A 17,429-nucleotide genomic window follows, 5' to 3' on the forward strand; every position below is an offset into this window, starting at 1 on the left:
TCACCGACGGGCCTGGCGCACGAGCAGCCAGACGAAGTAGATGCCACCCACCGACACGGTGACCACGCCGACCGGGAGCTGGGTCGGCGCGAACGCCCGCTGCGCGAGCCAGTCGCTGACCATGAGCAGGAAAGCTCCCATCACGGCGGACGGGACGAGCGCGATCCCGGGCGTACGGGTCAGCCGCTGCGCCAGCTGCGGGGCGGCCAGCGCGACGAACGAGACCGGCCCGGCGGCGGCCGTCGCCACGGCGGTCAGGGCAACCCCGACGACCAGGTACGCGAGCCGCACCCGCGCGACCTGGACGCCCAGCCCCGCCGCCGCGTCCTCGCCCATCTCCAACAGCGCCAGGCGCGGCCCGTACGCGATCAGCACCAGGCAGAGCACCCCCAACGCGACCGCGACGGGGGTGACCTGCGCCCAGCCGAGCCCGTTCAGGCTGCCCTGTCCCCACAGCGCGGCGGCGAACGCGGCCTGCAGGTCGGCCTTCGTGACGAACCACTGGTTGGCCGAGCCGAGCATGGCGCTGATCGCGATGCCCACCATGATCAGGCGGAAGCCCTGCACGCCGCGCTTGAAGGCCAGCACGTACACGACCGCGGCGGTGGCCAACCCGCCGACCAGCGCGCCGGCCGCGGTCAGGTGGTAGCCGTTGCCCACGAACACCGTCACGACGAGCACACCCGTGTACGCGCCGGTGTTGAACCCGATGACGTCCGGGCTGCCCAGCGGGTTGCGGGTCAGCGCCTGGAAGATCGCACCGGCCAGCCCCAGCGCCGCGCCGATCATGAGGGCGAGCAGCACGCGAGGGAGCCGCCATTCGACGACCACGAGCCGCGCCGCGCGGGTGCCCTCGCCGGCCAGCGCCTCGAGCACCTGGCGAGGCGGCAGCGTGAACTCGCCCGTACCCAATGCCAGGACCGCCGCCGCGAGCGCCGCAGCCGCCAGGACGACGCAGACGATCGCGGGCCTGACCGCCATCCGGCCGCTCACGTGCCCGCCGGCGCGCACCGTCAGGACCCGGCGTCCGAAATCGACGCTCACAGCGCGCTCACCGCCCGCCGGCGCACCCACCAGATCAGCACCGGCGCGCCGACGAACGCGGTCACCACGCCGACGCGCAGCTCCCCCGGGCGCACCACGAGCCGGCCCACGATGTCGGCCACGAGCAGCAGCACCGGCCCGAGCACGACGGTGTAGCCGAAGATCCAGCGCTGGTCCGGCCCCACGATCCAGCGCACGAGGTGCGGCACCATCAACCCGACGAACCCGATCGGGCCCACCGCCGCGGTGGCCGCGCCGGCCAGCAGCATCACCGACGCGGTCGCCAGGACCCGGGTACGGCCCACGCCCGCGCCCAGCGTCCGCGCCAGGTCGTCCCCTAGCGCCACCGCGTTGAGCGACCGGGCCACGAGCAGCGCCAGCACCGTCCCGGCGGCCACGAACGGCAGGATCGTGAGGGCCACGTCGGCGGGCCGCCCGGCCAGCGAGCCGATGTCCCAGAACCGCAGGTAGTCGAACGCGCGCGGCCGCACCAGCCGGATGCCGCCGGAGATGCCGTCCATCACCGCGCCGAGCGCCACCCCGGCCAGCGTCAGCCGTACGGGCGTGGCACCGGCCCGTCCCGCGGAGCCCAGCAGGTACACCAGGGTCAGCGCGAACGCGACGCCGGCGAAGCCGAACCACAGGTACTGCGAGAGGCTGGTCAGGCCGAGCACGCCGACGGCGAAGACGACGAAGAGTCCGGCGCCGGAGTTGACGCCGAGGATCTGGGTGTCGGCGAGCGGGTTGCGGGTGACGGCCTGGATCACCGCCCCGGACAGTCCGAACGCGACGCCGGCCAGCAGCCCCAGGATCGTCCGCGGCACCCGCAGGTCGCGCACGATCGACTGGTCGTCGGTGTCGGCGTAGTGGAAGAACGCGTCCCACACGGTCTGCGGCGAGACGGTCCGGGTGCCCAGAGCGATGCTCAGCAGGCCCACGACCGCGAGCACGCCGAGGCAGATCAGCAGTCCCGTGCCCAACCGCGCCCGGGTCCGCGGTCGCGCGGGCACCGGCGTACGCGTCGCGACCATGCGGGTGAGCTTAGGCTACCCTTCCCTACCGGTCACCATCGGTCCAACCTGACGGAGAGCACGGCAAGGGCCGCGACGCCCGCCGTCGAGGTCCGCAGCACCGAGTCGCCCAGCTTCACCGGATGCGCTCCCGCGGCCACGAACGCACCCAGCTCCTGGTCGGTGATCCCGCCCTCCGGCCCCACGACCAGCACGACCTCCCCCGACTCGGGCAGCTTCGCCGCGCTGAGCCGGTCGGTGGCCTCCTCGTGCAGCACGAACGCGACCGCCGCCTGACCCAGCCGGGCGGCGACCTGCTTGGTGGAGACGTCCGGATCGCCCGCGACCACCGGCAGCCACGGCCGGCGGGCCTGCTTGGCCGCCTCCCGCGCGGTGGCGACCCACTTCTCGCGGGCGCGCACCCCGCGGTCGCCGCGCCACTGCGCCACCGAGCGCGACGCCGCCCACGGCACGATCTCGTCCACGCCCGTCTCGGTCATCGCCTGCACGGCCAGCTCGCCCCGGTCACCCTTGGCGATTCCCTGCACCACGACCAGGCGCGGATCCGGCGCGGCGGCGTACGAGCGCTCGCCCACGACGACGTCCACGCTGCCCCGGCCGACCGCGGTGACCTCGGCCCGGACCGACCCGCCCCGCCCGTCGGCCAGCACGATCTCCTCGCCGGGCCGGACGCGCTGCACGTCCGCGGCGTGATGGCCCTCCTTGCCGGCGAGCGTGTGGCGCGACCCGGCCGGCAGGTCCTCCACGAGGAACAGTGGAGCCGACACGGTCAGTGGCCGTTGAACGCGTCACGCATGCGCGAGAAGAAACCACCCTGCTTGCTGAGCTCCGCCACGTCCTCGCCGCGGGTCTTGGCGAAGTCGCGCAGCATCCGCTCCTGGTCGGGGGTCAGCTTCGTCGGCGTCTTCACGTCGAGGTGCACGAAGAGGTCGCCGCGGCCCTGACCGCGCAGGTGCGGCACGCCCTTGCCCCGGACGCGCAGCGTCGACGCCGGCTGGGTGCCGGGCTTGACCTCGATGTTCTCCTCGGAGTCCAGCGTCTTGATGGTCAGCCGGGTGCCCAGCGCCGCGGCGGTCATCGGCAGGGTGACCCGGCAGTGCAGGTCGTCGCCCTTGCGCGAGTAGACGTCGTGCGGGCGCTCGTGGATCTCGACGTACAGGTCGCCGGCCGTGCCACCGCCCGGGCCCACCTCACCCTGCTGGGCCAGGCGGATGCGCATGCCGTCCTCGACGCCGGCCGGGATCTTCACCGTCAGCGAGCGGCGGGTCCGGATGCGCCCGTCGCCGGCGCAGGTCGGGCAAGGGTGCGGGATGACCGTGCCGTGCCCCTGGCAGGTCTGGCACGGGCGCGACGAGACGACCTGGCCCAGGAACGTACGCTGCACCGACTGCACCTCGCCCCGGCCGCCGCAGGTCTCACAGGTGGCCAGGTGCGTGCCGGGCGCGGTGCCGGCGCCGGAGCACTGGGTGCACAGCACCGCGGTGTCGACGGTGATCGGCGCCTCGACCCCGAACGCCGTCTCCACCAGGTCGAGCTCCAGGCGCAGGATCGCGTCGGCGCCGGGCCGGGTGCGCGGGCGCGGACCCCGGGCGCCACCGCCGGCGGTCGTGCCGAAGAAGGCGTCCATGATGTCCTGGAAGCCGACGAACGGGCCCGCGCCGCCGGGGCCACCGGGGCCGCCCGCCCCACCGCCGCCGGGCGCCAGGGGGTCGCCGCCGAGGTCGACGATCTGCCGCTTCTGATCGTCGGAGAGCACCTCGTACGCGGCGTTGATGTCCTTGAACTTCTCGTGCGCGTCGGGGTCCGGGTTCACGTCCGGGTGGTACTGACGGGCCAGCTTGCGGTAGGCGCGCTTGATCTCGTCGTCGGTGGCTTCCCGGCTGACGCCGAGAATTCCGTAGTAGTCCTTGGCCACAGGGTTTCGAGTCCTCATGTCTGCCCCGCGCTGTGCGCTGGAGACCGTCGTCCGTCGCTTGTGCGTCAGTTCTGTGCCAGCAGATCGCCAACGTAGCGTGCCACGGCACGCACGGTCGCGATGGTGCCGGGGTAGTCCATCCGGGTCGGGCCCAGCACGCCGAGCCCACCAACGATTGTCGTACCCGGTCCGTAACCGGTGCTCACCACCGATGCCGCCCGCAGATTGTCGATCTCGTTCTCGTCGCCGATGCGGACCCGGGTGGTGCTGGGCTCCACCTCGCCGATGAGCTTGAGCAGGATGACCTCCTCCTCGAGGGCCTCGAGCACCGGTCGCAGCGAACCCTGGAAGTCCAGCACGCCGCCGCGGGTCAGGTTGGCCGTCCCCGCCAGCGCGAGGCGCTCGTCACTGCGCTCGACCAGCGTCTCCAGCAGCACCGACGCGAGGCAGGCCATCGTGTTGCGCTTCTCCGGCGAGCACTCGTCGACCAGCGCCTGCACCAGCGGCGGCGCGTCGGCGAGCCGCTCCCCGGCGAGCTTGGCGTTGACCTGGCGGCGCATGTCGAGCACGTCGTCGGTGTCGGCGGGGCCGGGAAGCTCGACCAGGCGCTGCTCGACCCGGCCGGTGTCGGCGATCATCACGAGCATGAGCCGGGTCGTGGAGATGGGCACGAGTTCCAGATGGCGCACCGAGGAGCGGGAGAGGCTCGGATACTGCACGACGGCGACCTGGCGGGTGAGCTGGGCGAGCAGCCGCACCGTGCGGTGCACGACGTCGTCCAGGTCGACCGCGCCGGCGAGGAACCGCTCGATCGCGCGGCGCTCGGCCGGGCTGAGCGCCTTGATCCGGGACAGCCGGTCGACGAAGAGCCGGTAACCGGCGTCGGTGGGCACCCGGCCGGCGCTGGTGTGCGGCTGCCGGATGTAGCCCTCCTCCTCGAGGACGGCCATGTCGTTGCGGACGGTCGCCGGCGAGACGCCCAGCTGGTGCCGCTCCACCAGGGCCTTGCTGCCCACCGGCTCCTGCGTGGCGACGTAGTCCTCGACGATCGCCCGGAGCACCTCGAGCTTGCGGTCATCGAGCGGCATGACCCCTCCCCCTGTCCTTTGGCACTCCCGTAAGTCGAGTGCCAGTCTACGTCGCCGTGCGCCCGCGCGCGATGATCGGCCGCTGGTCCGGGTGTACTTAGCCGAGTGTCTATTCTCCGACCTCACCCGGGTGTTGCCCTCGCCACGTTCGACCGGCGGTCCTACCGTGTTGCGCATGACTGAACCGCCGCGTCCGCCCGGTGAGGGAAATCCCTCGGACCCCACCGCGCCGATCAACCCATATCCGGGCAACGACCCGACCCCGCCGCCGCCTCCGGCGTACGGCTCTCCCCAGCCACCCGGCTACGGCACGCCGCCGCCCACGTCCGGCGCCGGCGGGTACGCCCCGCCGCCGTCCTCCGGTGCCGGCGCCTACCCGCCGCCCTCGTCCGGCGCGGGCGGATACGGCGCCACCCCGCCGCCGCCCGGCTACGGCACCCCGCCCCCGCCCGGGTACGGCAACCCGCCGCCCGGCGCGTACGGCCAGCCCGGCTACCCGCCGCAGGGCTACGGCCAGGGCGGCGGCGACGACAAGACCTGGATCCTCGTCGCCCACTTCGGCGGCGCGGCCGGCGCCTTCCTCGGCGGCGGCTGCTCCGGCTGGATCGCGCCGCTGATCGCGCTGCTCGCCCGCGGCAACCAGTCGCCGGTGGTGCGCGCGGAGGCGGTCAAGGCGCTGAACTTCCAGATCCTCTGGTCGATCATCGCGGTCGTCGGCTGGATCCTCAGCTGCATCGTCGTCGGCATCTTCATCGGCATCGCCGCGTGGCTGATCGCCACGATCGTCGGCGTCATCGCCGGCGTGAAGGCCAACAACAACGAGCCGTACAACTACCCGATGACGGTCTCGATGATCAAGTGACCGCACGGCGGCGCCGGGCTCTCGACGGCGCCGCCCACCGGTCCCCGCGCGGCTTCTCCGCAGGCCGCGCGGCCTTTCGGCGGGCCGCGCCGGCCCGGCTTTCGCGGGCCCGACCGGCCCGGCGGGGTCACCCCACCCGGATCGCGCGGCTCACCCGGATCACGCGGCCGCCGTGATCGACGGCCTGCAGGCTCAGCGTCCCGGTCCGGGCGCCCTGCGCCGGCAGCACGGTGAACGACACGTCGTCACCCCCGCTGACCCGGACCACGGCCAGCACGACTGTCCGCGTCGCCTTCCGGTACGCGTACGTCTCCCGCACCACCACCGTGCTCCCCGGCCGCAGCGACGTGCCCCGCACCACGATCCGGCCCTTTTTGAGCACCGCCGTACGGTTCACCGACAGCCGGGCAGGAGCCCAGCGCGCCGTCCCCACCGCACTGACCTGCCCCGACGTACCCCCGGCGCCGTACGCCTCCACGGCATACGTGTACGCGACCCCACCGTCCACCCGGTCGGTGAAGCTCGTCCCGGCCAGCGTGGCCCGCAGCACCCCGTTGCGGTAGAGCCGGTACCCCTCGACCGGCGCGGTGCTCGTCGCGGCAACGGCGTCCCAGCTCACCCGCAGCGCCTCGGTCTGCGCGAGCACCCTTACCGATCCGGGAGCGGCGGGCGCCACCAGAGAAGGCGCAGGCGCCGGCTCTTCGACAACGGGTGCCGGCTCAGAGACAACGGGGGCAGGCTCAGAGACAACGGGAGCAGGCTCTGCGACAACGGGAGCCGGAGCCGGCGTCAAGAGCTCGTAAGGGTTCACCAGGCCGTACCCGTACAGGTTGTCGAAGCCGGCCGCCCCCAGATCGGTCGCCGTGGCGATCAGGGCGCCGCGCAGCTGCTCGACCGTGCCGCCCGGGTGCGCGGCCAGCCACAACGCCGCGACCGCCGCCACGTGCGGGCTCGCCATCGAGGTACCGCTCATGTAGACGTACGGCGTACCCGGGGTCGTGTGCTTGACGTCCATGCTGAGGATCCGGCTGCCGGGCGCCGCGATCAGCGCGGTGCCGCTGCTGTTGCTGTAGGACGCCGACCCGCCGCCGGACTCGGTGGCCGCGACCGCGAAGACGCCGGGCACCGACGCCGGCCACTGCGGGGCGTCGCCGTCCAGCCGGTTGTTGCCGTTCGCCACGACCACCGGCACCCGATGATCGACCGCGTACGCGACGGCGGCGTCGTACGCGCCCGACCGCGGCCCGCCGATCGACATGTTGATCACCGTGGCGCCGTGGTCGACGGCCCACACGATGCCCCGGGCGATGTCCACGTCGCCGCCGGAGCCGGTGGCGTCCAGGGCCCGTACGGGCATGATCTGCACGCCGCCCGCGACCCCGGCCATCCCGATGCCGTTGCCGGCGACCGCACCGATGGTCCCGGCGACGTGGGTGCCGTGGCCGTGCGGGTCGACGCAGCCGGTGCCGCCGCTCGCCGCCGCGTACGCGTCCCCGACGACGTCCGTCCCGAGGTCGCAGCGCACCTGACCGGCCGCCCAGTCCTCCTCGGCCGGGCTCACCCCGGTGTCGATCACGGCGACGAGTTGCCCGGCCACGGCCGGTCGCGGGGTGATGTCGTCGAGGCGCAGCGCGTCGTTGTCCCACTGCAGGAAGCGCAGCGGGTCGTCGGCGGCAGTGCCGGCGATCCTGACCGGTGTCTCGACGGCCGCGCCGACGGAGCCCGGCAAGCTCTCGGCCTTGCGGATCTCCTGCGCCACGGTGGGCGCCTCGACCTCGACGTACGTCGGCCGTCCGCTGCCGTCGACCACGGTGGCGTAGGTGTCCGCGGTCTCACCGTCGGCGGCGTACGCCGGGCTCGCCGCGCCCAGCACGACCACGCCGCCCGCCACTGCCGCCGTCAGCCACCGCCGAGTGCCCGCTCGCATCCCGATTCCTCCCCCGGCGCCCGGAGCCTCCGGCGCCAACGGTCAATCGGCAGACTTTCAGCGGCGCAAAGCTAAAGCAGCGTGCGAACCACCACATCCGTAAGCAGTCGACCACGCAGAGTGAGAACGGCTCGACCCTCGGCGTACGCGACGGGCTCCAGGAGACCGTCTGCCAGCGCCTGCCGGGCCCCCGCGGGATCGGCCAGTTCGAGCGGCAGCCCCTCGGACAGACGCAGCCGCAGCATGACGTTCTCGACGTGGCGGTCCTCGTCCGCCAGCACCTCGCGGCCCAGCCCCGGTGACATGCCTTCGGCCAGCCTCTTCGCGTACGCCGAAGGGTGTTTGACGTTCCACCAGCGCACCCCGCCGACGTGGCTGTGCGCGCCCGGCCCGAGCCCCCACCAGTCGCCGCCGGTCCAGTACAGGCGGTTGTGCCGGCATCGCGCCGCGGCGGAGGTCGCCCAGTTGGAGACCTCGTACCAGGAGAAGCCGGCGGCGCTGAGCGCGGCGTCCGCGGCCAGATAGCGATCCGCGGCGACGTCGTCATCCGGGTACGCGAGCTCGCCGCGCCGCATCCGGGCCGCGATGCGCGTGCCGTCCTCCACGATCAGCGAGTACGCGCTCACGTGATCGACCCCGGCCCGGATCACCGCGTCCAGCGAGGCGGCGAAGTCCTCGGCGGTCTCCCCCGGCGTCCCGTAGATCAGGTCGAGGTTGACGTGGTCGAAGCCGGCCTCGCGCGCCTCCTGCGCGGCCCGGGGCGCGCGCCCGGCGGTGTGCCGGCGGTCGAGGATGGCGAGCACGCCGGGTGACGCCGACTGCATGCCGAGCGAGATCCGCGTGTAGCCGGCCTTGCGCAGCGCCTGCAGGGACGCCGGCGTCACCGACTCCGGGTTGGCCTCGGTGGTGATCTCCGCGTCCGCCGCGAGCCCCCACGTACGGTCGATGCCCTCGAGGATGCGGCCGAGGTCGCCGGGATCGAGCAGCGTCGGGGTGCCCCCACCGACGAAGACGGTGTCGACCGGGGCCTGCACGACGCCCCCCGCCAGCGCCAGCTCGCGCAGCACGGTGTCCGCGTACTCGTCGCGGCTCGCCCCGCCGCCCAGCTCAGCGGCCGTGTACGTGTTGAAGTCGCAGTAGCCGCAGCGGCTCGCGCAGAACGGCACGTGCACGTACACCCCGAAGCCGTTACGGCCCACGTCGTGCAGCGCGGACGCGGGCAGCGAGCCGTCGCTCGGCACGGGCTCACCCTCGGGCATGGGACCAGGCATCCGTCAAGTGTGCCCGGGTGCCGTTAAGGTCTGGCGCATGGCTCTGGTCCGTACCGTCACCGCCGCCGGCGTGACCACCCTCACGCTGGACAGTCCCGCCAACCGCAACGCGCTGTCCACCCCGCTCATGCGCGAGCTGCTCGACGGCCTCACCGCCGCCCTGACCGACCCCGCCGTACGGGCTGTGGTGATCTCGCACACCGGCCCGGTCTTCTGCTCCGGCGCCGACCTCAAGGAGACCGCCGAGGCCCGGGAGAACGGCCGGGTGCCCGCCGAGATGCTCGCCGACGTGCTGGCCGCGATCTGGGAGTTCCCGAAGCCGGTCGTGGCGCGGGTCGCCGGGCCGGCCCGGGCGGGCGGGCTCGGCCTGATCGCCGCCGCCGACATCGCCGTCTGCGTTCGCGAGGCCACGTTCGCCTTCTCCGAGGTGCGCCTCGGCGTGATCCCCGCGGTGATCAGCGCGACCGTGCTGCCCCGGCTCGCACCCCGGGCCGCCGCCGAGCTGTACCTGACCGGTGACGTGTTCGACGGCGCCCGCGCGGCGCAGATCGGGCTGGTCAGCGCGGCCGTGGCCGCCGGCGAGCTCGACGCCGCCGTGCGGGCGTACTGCGATTCGCTGGTCCGCGGCGGCCCGCTCGCGCTCGCCGGCACCAAGCAGCTGCTGCGCCGTCCGTCCGCCGAGTCCATCCGTGCCGACCTGGCCGACCTGTCGGCACGCTCCGCCGGCTACTTCAAATCGGCCGAGGGACGCGAGGGCGTGGCGGCGTTCCGCGAGAAGCGTCCGGCGACGTGGGTGCCGCTCGACGTCGTTCGCGAGTGATCGTTGTCTAGGCTTGTCGGCGACGACGAGGAGGGTGCGGGGTGAAGAAGCCGATCGCGATCATCGCGGTGGTCGTGCTGCTCGGCGCCCTCGGCCTGATCGTCGGCTCGTCCTTCGGCGGCAGCCTCAAGCTGCCCCGCCTGGGCCCGGAGTGCACGGTGCGGGCCGACGGCGAGGTCACCCTCGACGCCGTGCAGATGGCGAACGCCGCGACGATCTCCGCCGTCGGCATCCGGCGCAAGATGCCCGAACGCGCCGTGGTGGTGGCCCTCGCGACCGCGCTGCAGGAATCCAAGCTGGAGAACCGCGAGGACGGCGACCGCGACTCCGTGGGCCTCTTCCAGCAGCGTCCCAGCCAGGGCTGGGGTTCGCCGGCGGAGATCCAGGACCCGAGGTACGCGGCGGAGAAGTTCTACTCGGCCCTGAAGAAGGTCAAGGGCTGGAAGCACATGCGGGTCACCGATGCGGCGCAGAAGGTGCAGCGCTCGGCGTACCCGAACGCGTACGAGAAGTGGGCCGACGAGTCGGCGGTGCTGGCCCGGGCGCTGACCGGGCGGGCCACCGGCGCCGTCGCCTGCACGGTCACCGGGGAGCCCGCCCTGCGCGGGGCCGCGGCGACCGCCGCGCTGGCCGAGGGCTTCGAGCTGGACTGGGGCATCCCCGCGACGCAGGAGGCCGGCCTCACGGTCTCGGTCAAGAATCCGAGCTCCGGCTGGCGGTACGCGCACTGGCTGGTGTCGCACGCCAAGACCACCGGACTCGAACGGGTACGTTTCGCGGATCTGGAGTGGACCGCGCCGGACGGAAAGTGGCAGCCCGTAACCGGGGACCGCCGGGTCGGCAACGACACGGTGGTGGCCGAGGTGTTCCGCTGAGCTGCGCGCTTTCCCGACTCGCTCTCGTATTCACGTTCGTTCACGTCGCTCGGCGTGGTCGCGTGCGGCCGCCCTGGTCATAGCGCTGCGTATACATCGACATGGACAGACAGCGACCGCACTGGTACTAGTTATGCGTGCTCCAAGCCCTCGAATGGATCCTCTTCGGAGCCGTGAGCGTCGGCGGCATCGTCACCGGGGTGAGCCGGCACCGGCCCGCGCGCATCGGCCCCTGGATCCTGCTCGCCGCCTCGGTCGCGTGCCTCGCCGTCGGTGACGTGTTCTACGCCTTCGACGAGTTCACCGCGGCCGACGTCAGCTACCTCAGCATGTTCGTGTTCGTGGTGCTGGCGCTGCTGCAGTTCACCCGCGGCGGCGCGGCCCTGATGAGCCGCGCCCGGCTCATCGACCTGCTGGCCTGCGGCTGCTCGGCGCTGCTGGTGGTGTGGGTCTTCGGCATCGGCCCCAACGAGCAGTTCGCGGTGGTCTCCGCGTCCGATGTGATCGGCGGCCTGCTGCTCGTCGTGGTCGCCGCCCGGCTGGCAGTGGCGATGTGGCTCAACTGGTCGGCCCTGCTGCTGTGCACCGGCGCCCTGGCGATGCTGATGAGCGACATCGTCTACCCGCTCACCGCGGGCCCGTTCGCCGAGGCCGGCTACATGGTCCTGTACCTGAGCTGGGGGGCGGCGGCCCTGCACCCGTCGATGACCCGCCTCACCGAGCCGGTGTCGACCCGCCCGATCCCGTGGGACGGCCGCTGGGCGGCCCTGCTCGGCCTGTCCGTGGCGACGCCCCCGCTGGTCCTGCTGACCGAGGCGGTCTCCGGCACGGTCACCGACGGCGTCGTCATCGCCGTCACCGGTCTCATCACCCTGGTCCTGACCATCACCCGCCTCGCCGACTCGGTGGCCCAGAACAGCCACTCGCTGACCCGCGAACGGGCCCTTCGCGAGGCGAGCGAGGCCCTGGTCGCGGCCGCCGACGAGACCGCCGTCGGCGCGGCGGTCCGCGCGGCCGCGGCCCAGCTGCTGCCGCCGGGCACGATCCGCCGCATCGTCTTCGCCCCAGACGACCGCCAGCTCACCGCGGCAGCGCTGCCGGCCACCCCGGCCGGCGCCGGCCAGCGCAGCTGGTGGCTCCCCGCCGACACCCCGGCGTCCGGTCCCGCCCGGAACACCACCCCCGGCACAGCCGACGACGCTCGGGTGCAGCCGCCCCCACAGCACGCCACCGAGCCGACCCCAGCCCAGGCGGCCCCGCACGCCGCCACCCGCAGGCAGCCGATCCCGCAGGACGCCACCCTGGTCTGCCCGCTCTGGCTGGAACCCCTGGCGGTGGCCCGCCCCAACGGCGGCGCCCTGATCCTGTCGGGCCGCCGCGACGTCCTCGAAGCGGGACGCGACGTCCTCGAGGTCCTCGCCGGCCAGGCGGCCCTCGCCCTGGACCGCATCGCCCTGGTCGAAGCGGTCGGCCGCCGCGACAGCGACCTCTACCTGCGAGCGGTCATCCGCAACACCGCCGACCTCATGCTGGTCATCGACGAGGACCAGGTCATCCGCTACGCCAGCCCGGCCCTGAAGAAACTCCTCGGCACGGACGACCTGCCCCCGTTCACCACCCTGCAGGACCTGGTCCACCCGGACGACAGCAGCCAGGTCCGCCGAGCCCTGCGCGAACAGGGAGACGGCGTCCTCCACTGCGCCCTGCGCCGCCCGGACGAGACCCAGATCCTGGTCGAGGCCACCTACCGCGACCTGCGCGAAGACCGCCTCGTCCAAGGCTTCGTCGTCACCCTGCGCGACGTCACGAAGGCCCACGACCCCCTCGAACGCATCCCCCACCTCGAGCACGTGGACGAACTCCCCGCCTGGGTGAACCGCCGCAGCGCCCAGCACAAATTCCGCTACTGAACTTCGAACACACTTCACACGTACGGGCACCGCGAAGCCCCGTGGCACACACCCGGCCACCCGGCCGGTCCAGGCCGTAACGGGCCCGCCGGGCTGACGTCCAGGGCCGCGGCCGACCCACCACCCCGGGTCGCGATCGCAGCTGCCCATTCCTCTGACCCGTCCCCGCACCCTGGGCCCGGCCACCCACCGCATGTGGTCACCCCACCGCCGCGCCCACCCGCACACGGCCATCCGCACGCGACCACCCGCCGCCGCGCCACAGGCCGTCCGCCGCACGGGGCCACCCTCCGCCGCGCCCACCCGCACGCGGCCATCCGCACGCGACCACCCGCCGCCGCGCCACAGGCCGTCCACCGCACGGGGCCACCCGCCGCCGCGCCCACCCGCCGCGCCTACCGGGTGGGGTCATCCGCTTGCGGCCGGGTCGACCACGTCCGGTCGCCCGCCATCCTTCGCCGTGCCGTCGCCGACCGGGCCGCCCTCCGCATGGTCGTCTCACCATTGCGCAAGCGCGGCATCCCCATTCCCGACCCGTTCGCCGGCCATTCCCCGACCCCTTCTCCGCCCGTTACCCCGCCCTCTCCGAACTGTTTCCTCGGACCTTTCCGCGGACATGCAGAACGCCGGGCTCCCGTGGGAGACCCGGCGTTCTGTGGCAGTGCGATTCCTGCGGGCCGCGAGGGCCCGAAGGTCAGCGGGTGTAGCTGCGGCGACCGCCGATGCCGGCAACCAGCGCCACACCGATGGCGGCGAGAACAACCTGGAACAGCAGCTCGGTCCAGTCGAAGCCGCTCGTGTCGGCCAGGCCGACGGCGCGGGCGATCACGGTGCCCAGCAGCGCGGCGACGACACCGATGACCATGGTCAGCCAGATCGGGATGTTCTGCTTGCCCGGTACGACCAGGCGGCCCAGCGCGCCGATGATCAGACCGACGATGAGCGCGGTGATGATGCCGGTGACAGTCATGGGTGTTCCTCCTCGGGGGTGGAGCATTCGTTGCGTCCGTCGAACGGCAGATTTCCCGACCGCCCCGAAAATCAAACCGCCAATTTCGCAGGAACCTCTCAGCCAACCGCCCCGCGGCGTCCACTCACCCACATAACCCCAGGTCACCGACGTCCGAGCCGCCTCGAACCCCCAGCCGTCACCCGCCGAGATTGATCCGCGGCCGCCCGCCGGATCCCCCCACAGGCCCCGCCGGCCCCTCAAGACCCCCGAGCAACTCACCCATATCGCCTGCGGCCGACGGCCTGGGCGGTGCGGCGAGACTGTGTCCGCGGCAACGAACCGCGCACCGGCGCAGAAGGACACCGTGCGCCGGCCGACCCGCGACACCGGCCGGCCAGCCCGCCCAGCCGGACAACCGACACAAGCCGACCCACCCGAACGGACCCCGTCGCTGCGCCGACACGCCCAGCCGGACAGCCCACACCAGCCGACCCACCCGAACGGACCCCGTCGCTGCGCCGACACGCCCAGCCGGACGGTCAGGCCGGCCGCCCGGATTTCTACTTCTTGGCGCCCTTGGTGTCCGGCCCGTCCGACGTCGACAGCGCGGCGATGAAGGCCTCCTGCGGCACCTCCACGCGGCCGACCATCTTCATCCGCTTCTTGCCTTCCTTCTGCTTCTCGAGCAGCTTGCGCTTACGGCTGATGTCACCGCCGTAGCACTTGGCGAGCACGTCCTTGCGGATGGCGCGAATGGTCTCCCGGGCGATGATCCGGCTGCCGATCGCGGCCTGGATCGGCACCTCGAACTGCTGCCGCGGGATGAGTTTCTGCAGCTTGGCGGCGATCGTGACGCCGTAGTTGTACGCCTTGTCCTTGTGCACGATCGCGCTGAAGGCGTCGACCGGTTCGCCGTGCAGCAGGATGTCGACCTTGACGAGGTCGGCGACCTGTTCGCCGGAGGGCTCGTAGTCGAGGGACGCGTACCCCTTGGTCTTGCTCTTCAGCTGATCGAAGAAGTCGAAGATGATCTCGGCGAGCGGCAGCGTGTACCGCAGCTCCACGCGCTCGGCCGACAGGTACTCCATGCCGAGCAGATTGCCGCGGCGACTCTGGCACAGCTCCATGACCGCACCCACGTACTCGTTGGGCACCAGGACCGTCGCGCGCACGACCGGCTCGCGGATCTCCGCGATCTTGCCGGTCGGGAACTCGCTGGGGTTCGTGACGACGTGCTCCTGCATGTCCTCGGTGATCACCTGGTAGACCACGTTCGGCGCGGTGGAGATCAGGTCGAGGTTGAACTCCCGCTCCAGCCGCTCCCCGATGATCTCCAGGTGCAGCAGGCCGAGGAAGCCGCACCGGAACCCGAATCCCAGCGCGGCCGACGTCTCCGGCTCGTACGTGAGCGCGGCGTCGTTGAGCTTCAGCTTGTCCAGTGCGTCCCGCAGCGCCGGGTAGTCGGAGCCGTCGATCGGGTACAGCCCGGAGTAGACCATCGGCTTCGGGTCCTTGTACCCGCCGAGGGGCTCGCTGGCGGGACGCGCGTTCCCGGTCACGGTGTCACCGACGCGGGACTGCCGTACGTCCTTCACACCGGTGATCAGGTAGCCGACCTCGCCGACCCCGAGCGCGCCGGCCTTCTCCATCTCGGGAGAGACGACCCCGATCTCGAGCAGCTCGTGCACGGCCCCGGTCGACATCATCTTGATCCGGTCCCGCGCCTCGATCCGCCCGTCGATGACCCGGACGTACGTGACCACGCCCCGGTACACGTCGTACACGGAGTCGAAGATCATCGCCCGCGCGGGCGCGTCGGCGTCGCCGACCGGCGGCTGGAACTGCCGGACGATCTCGTCCAGCAGGTGCTCCACACCCACACCGGTCTTGCCGGACACCTTCAGCACGTCGGTGGGCTCGCACCCGATCAGCTTGGCGAGCTCCTCGGCGTACTTCTCCGGCTGGGCGGCCGGCAGGTCGATCTTGTTCAGTACGGGAATGATGTGGAGATCGTTCTCCATGGCCAGATACAGGTTGGCCAGGGTCTGCGCCTCGATGCCCTGAGCGGCGTCGACGAGCAGGACCGCACCCTCACAGGCGGCAAGGCTTCGCGACACCTCGTACGTGAAGTCGACGTGCCCCGGGGTGTCGATCATGTTGAGGACGGCCGACTCACCCGTCAGGTCGCCCTCACGCACCACCCACGGCATCCGCACGGCCTGGCTCTTGATGGTGATGCCACGCTCGCGCTCGATGTCCATCCGGTCGAGATACTGCGCCCGCATCTGCCGCGGATCGACCACGCCGGTGATCTGCAACATGCGGTCGGCCAGCGTCGACTTGCCGTGGTCGATGTGCGCGATGATGCAGAAATTGCGGATACGACGCGGATCGGTCGCTCCGATGATGTTCACGCCGGGGTCGAGCGGTCCAGGCACGTTCGTCCGTTCTTCTCAATCAGGATCGGGCCTGCCGAACCGGCAGGTCCACCCTGCCGAACTGGCAACCGGCACGAACACCGGCCCATCTATCGTCCCACGCCGCGAACCCACCCCGGACGAGACCCGAGCCGGCACCCGCACCCGGCTCCCTGGGCGAGACCCGGACGTCCCCCGAACCTGCCCTGCCAACACCGGTCCAGCCCGCCCGTACGGCAACCGGAACAGCGGCCGCCGTGGCGTATCGCCGCGGCCGGCAGCAAGGCCCGAGCAAGCGCCGAATCCCACCGAGAAGGCCGAATCCCACCCGGGAAGAGTGCGAGCGACGTCCGGTCAGACGCGATCGAGGGCCCGATGCGGTCCGGCCGGCAGCTCCGCGAAGACCGCATCGCCCGGCCTGATCACACCACCGCGCAGCACGACGGCCATCACCCCGGCACGGCGTACCGGGTTCCCCGCCTCGTCCTTGCCGAGCACCCGCTTGAGCAGCCCGGGCCGGAACCGGTTGATCTGCTGGCACGGGTTCCGCAGCCCGGTGACCACCACCGCGGGCCGAGCGTCACCGGCGTCACCCCGCGCAGTCTCAGCGGCCACAACGGCGGTGAGGACATCGACGGCCGCAGCGGTGGCCTGGTCCAGCACCGCCCGCCCGGCAGCCGCAACCACATCGGCAGGCCCGCGGCCATCCCACGCAGCGGTTACCTCACCCGTCGGCCCCCGCTCGGTGACTACCTCACCCGTCGAACCGAACCGCAGGACCGTCCCGCAGGGCAATCCCAGCAGGTCGATCCCTGTGGTGGTCACGTTCTCCCCCATCCCGCCCGCCGGTACGTCGAACCCCTCGGCGCGCACCTCGTCGTGCAGCTCGGCCGGGATGAGGTGCACCTGCCGAAGGTTCGGCTGAACCGGGTCCGCGGCCACCCGGCTGCGGTGCCGGACCGTGACGCCGGCATGGACATCGCCCTCGACGCCCAGCCCGGGCACCAGAACGATCTCTGCCCGGTTGGGCTTGCTGAACGAGTACGCGCCGTTACAACTCACCGCGACGACTCCGCCTCGCACCGACCGCCCGGCAAGGACCTGCTGCTCAACACTCATGCCCGCACCCTGCCCACCGCCGCCGTCCTTTCTCGACCCGATTCCCACCCACCGGCCGCCCACCGGCCGCGCTACCGCCCGCTGTCTCTCCGAACCGCGAAAGCCGCTCAAGCCCGGTGCCGCTGCCAGCCCGACGGTGCCGCTGTCAGCCCGCAGGACCCGGAAGCCGGCCGTGAAGCCGGAAGCCGGCCCGCAAAG

14 protein-coding genes are annotated in these 17,429 nt (G+C 72.4%); 4 read left to right on the plus strand and 10 right to left on the minus strand.

The window, feature by feature from the left end; genetic code table 11:
* The 5 genes from AB0K03_RS27560 to hrcA all read right to left on the minus strand — a co-directional run bounded on the left by AB0K03_RS27560 (position 1) and on the right by hrcA (position 5,078).
* Positions 1-1,044, minus strand: a complete 1,044-nt coding sequence (locus tag AB0K03_RS27560) for an iron chelate uptake ABC transporter family permease subunit (protein ID WP_364690181.1) — start codon at positions 1,042-1,044, stop codon at positions 1-3.
* On the minus strand, positions 1,041-2,075 hold the full coding sequence (locus AB0K03_RS27565) for an iron chelate uptake ABC transporter family permease subunit (protein ID WP_364690183.1): 1,035 nt from the start codon (positions 2,073-2,075) through the stop codon (positions 1,041-1,043). Before AB0K03_RS27565 ends, AB0K03_RS27560 begins: the two co-directional genes overlap by 4 nt.
* A 32-nt stretch (positions 2,076-2,107) precedes the next feature.
* Entirely contained in the window at positions 2,108-2,842 is a 735-nt protein-coding gene (locus AB0K03_RS27570) for a 16S rRNA (uracil(1498)-N(3))-methyltransferase (protein WP_364690186.1), read from the minus strand.
* A gap of 2 nt (positions 2,843-2,844) precedes the next feature.
* On the minus strand, positions 2,845-3,990 hold the full coding sequence (gene dnaJ / locus AB0K03_RS27575; protein ID WP_364690351.1) for a molecular chaperone DnaJ: 1,146 nt from the start codon (positions 3,988-3,990) through the stop codon (positions 2,845-2,847).
* 65 nt (positions 3,991-4,055) lie between these two features.
* Positions 4,056-5,078, minus strand: a complete 1,023-nt coding sequence (gene hrcA, locus AB0K03_RS27580; protein ID WP_364690189.1) for a heat-inducible transcriptional repressor HrcA — start codon at positions 5,076-5,078, stop codon at positions 4,056-4,058.
* 175 nt (positions 5,079-5,253) lie between these two features.
* Here hrcA and AB0K03_RS27585 point away from each other — a divergent pair, with 175 nt between their 5' ends.
* Positions 5,254-5,940, plus strand: a complete 687-nt coding sequence (locus tag AB0K03_RS27585; RefSeq protein WP_364690192.1) for a DUF4870 domain-containing protein — start codon at positions 5,254-5,256, stop codon at positions 5,938-5,940.
* 127 nt (positions 5,941-6,067) lie between these two features.
* On the opposite strand, the gene AB0K03_RS27590 is transcribed toward AB0K03_RS27585, so the two are convergent.
* Together AB0K03_RS27590 and hemW are read right to left on the minus strand one after the other, a co-directional pair.
* Positions 6,068-7,867: a S8 family serine peptidase gene (locus tag AB0K03_RS27590; protein WP_364690195.1), complete on the minus strand. Its 1,800-nt coding sequence runs from the start codon at positions 7,865-7,867 to the stop codon at positions 6,068-6,070.
* A 71-nt stretch (positions 7,868-7,938) separates the two neighbouring features.
* Positions 7,939-9,138 carry a radical SAM family heme chaperone HemW gene (gene hemW / locus AB0K03_RS27595; RefSeq protein ID WP_364690198.1) on the minus strand — a complete coding sequence of 400 codons (1,200 nt, stop codon included), beginning with the start codon at positions 9,136-9,138 and terminating at the stop codon, positions 7,939-7,941.
* Positions 9,139-9,175: 37 nt separating this feature from the next.
* Between hemW and AB0K03_RS27600 the strand changes: the two genes are divergently transcribed.
* The 3 genes from AB0K03_RS27600 to AB0K03_RS27610 all read left to right on the plus strand — a co-directional run bounded on the left by AB0K03_RS27600 (position 9,176) and on the right by AB0K03_RS27610 (position 12,743).
* On the plus strand, positions 9,176-9,958 hold the full coding sequence (locus AB0K03_RS27600) for an enoyl-CoA hydratase-related protein (protein WP_364690201.1): 783 nt from the start codon (positions 9,176-9,178) through the stop codon (positions 9,956-9,958).
* Positions 9,959-9,999: 41 nt separating this feature from the next.
* Positions 10,000-10,833 (plus strand): hypothetical protein, encoded by an 834-nt coding sequence (locus AB0K03_RS27605; protein WP_364690203.1) that lies wholly within the window; start codon positions 10,000-10,002, stop codon positions 10,831-10,833.
* Between the two features lie 137 nt (positions 10,834-10,970).
* Positions 10,971-12,743 (plus strand): PAS domain S-box protein, encoded by a 1,773-nt coding sequence (locus tag AB0K03_RS27610; RefSeq protein ID WP_364690206.1) that lies wholly within the window; start codon positions 10,971-10,973, stop codon positions 12,741-12,743.
* Positions 12,744-13,437: 694 nt separating this feature from the next.
* Here AB0K03_RS27610 and AB0K03_RS27615 read toward each other — a convergent pair.
* From AB0K03_RS27615 to AB0K03_RS27625, 3 genes are all read right to left on the minus strand, one after another.
* A complete protein-coding gene (locus tag AB0K03_RS27615) occupies positions 13,438-13,713 on the minus strand; it encodes a GlsB/YeaQ/YmgE family stress response membrane protein (RefSeq protein ID WP_364690209.1) in 276 nt (91 codons plus the stop codon).
* Positions 13,714-14,255: 542 nt separating this feature from the next.
* Positions 14,256-16,133 (minus strand): translation elongation factor 4, encoded by a 1,878-nt coding sequence (gene lepA, locus AB0K03_RS27620; protein ID WP_364690211.1) that lies wholly within the window; start codon positions 16,131-16,133, stop codon positions 14,256-14,258.
* 333 nt (positions 16,134-16,466) lie between these two features.
* Complete coding sequence (locus AB0K03_RS27625) at positions 16,467-17,231, minus strand: MOSC domain-containing protein (RefSeq protein WP_364690214.1); 765 nt, start codon at positions 17,229-17,231, stop codon at positions 16,467-16,469.
* Positions 17,232-17,429 lie beyond the last annotated feature (198 nt).

The sequence above is a fragment of the Actinoplanes sp. NPDC049316 genome (assembly GCF_040677315.1).
GTDB lineage: Bacteria > Actinomycetota > Actinomycetes > Mycobacteriales > Micromonosporaceae > Actinoplanes.

Coding starts and splice junctions, on each gene's coding strand:
- AB0K03_RS27615 (WP_364690209.1), bottom strand. CDS start 13,713: ATGACTGTCACCGGCATCATCACCGCGCTCATCGTCGGTCTGATCATC.
- AB0K03_RS27590 (WP_364690195.1), bottom strand. CDS start 7,867: ATGCGAGCGGGCACTCGGCGGTGGCTGACGGCGGCAGTGGCGGGCGGC.
- AB0K03_RS27565 (WP_364690183.1), bottom strand. CDS start 2,075: ATGGTCGCGACGCGTACGCCGGTGCCCGCGCGACCGCGGACCCGGGCG.
- AB0K03_RS27625 (WP_364690214.1), bottom strand. CDS start 17,231: ATGAGTGTTGAGCAGCAGGTCCTTGCCGGGCGGTCGGTGCGAGGCGGA.
- AB0K03_RS27585 (WP_364690192.1), top strand. CDS start 5,254: ATGACTGAACCGCCGCGTCCGCCCGGTGAGGGAAATCCCTCGGACCCC.
- hrcA (WP_364690189.1), bottom strand. CDS start 5,078: ATGCCGCTCGATGACCGCAAGCTCGAGGTGCTCCGGGCGATCGTCGAG.
- hemW (WP_364690198.1), bottom strand. CDS start 9,138: ATGCCTGGTCCCATGCCCGAGGGTGAGCCCGTGCCGAGCGACGGCTCG.
- AB0K03_RS27600 (WP_364690201.1), top strand. CDS start 9,176: ATGGCTCTGGTCCGTACCGTCACCGCCGCCGGCGTGACCACCCTCACG.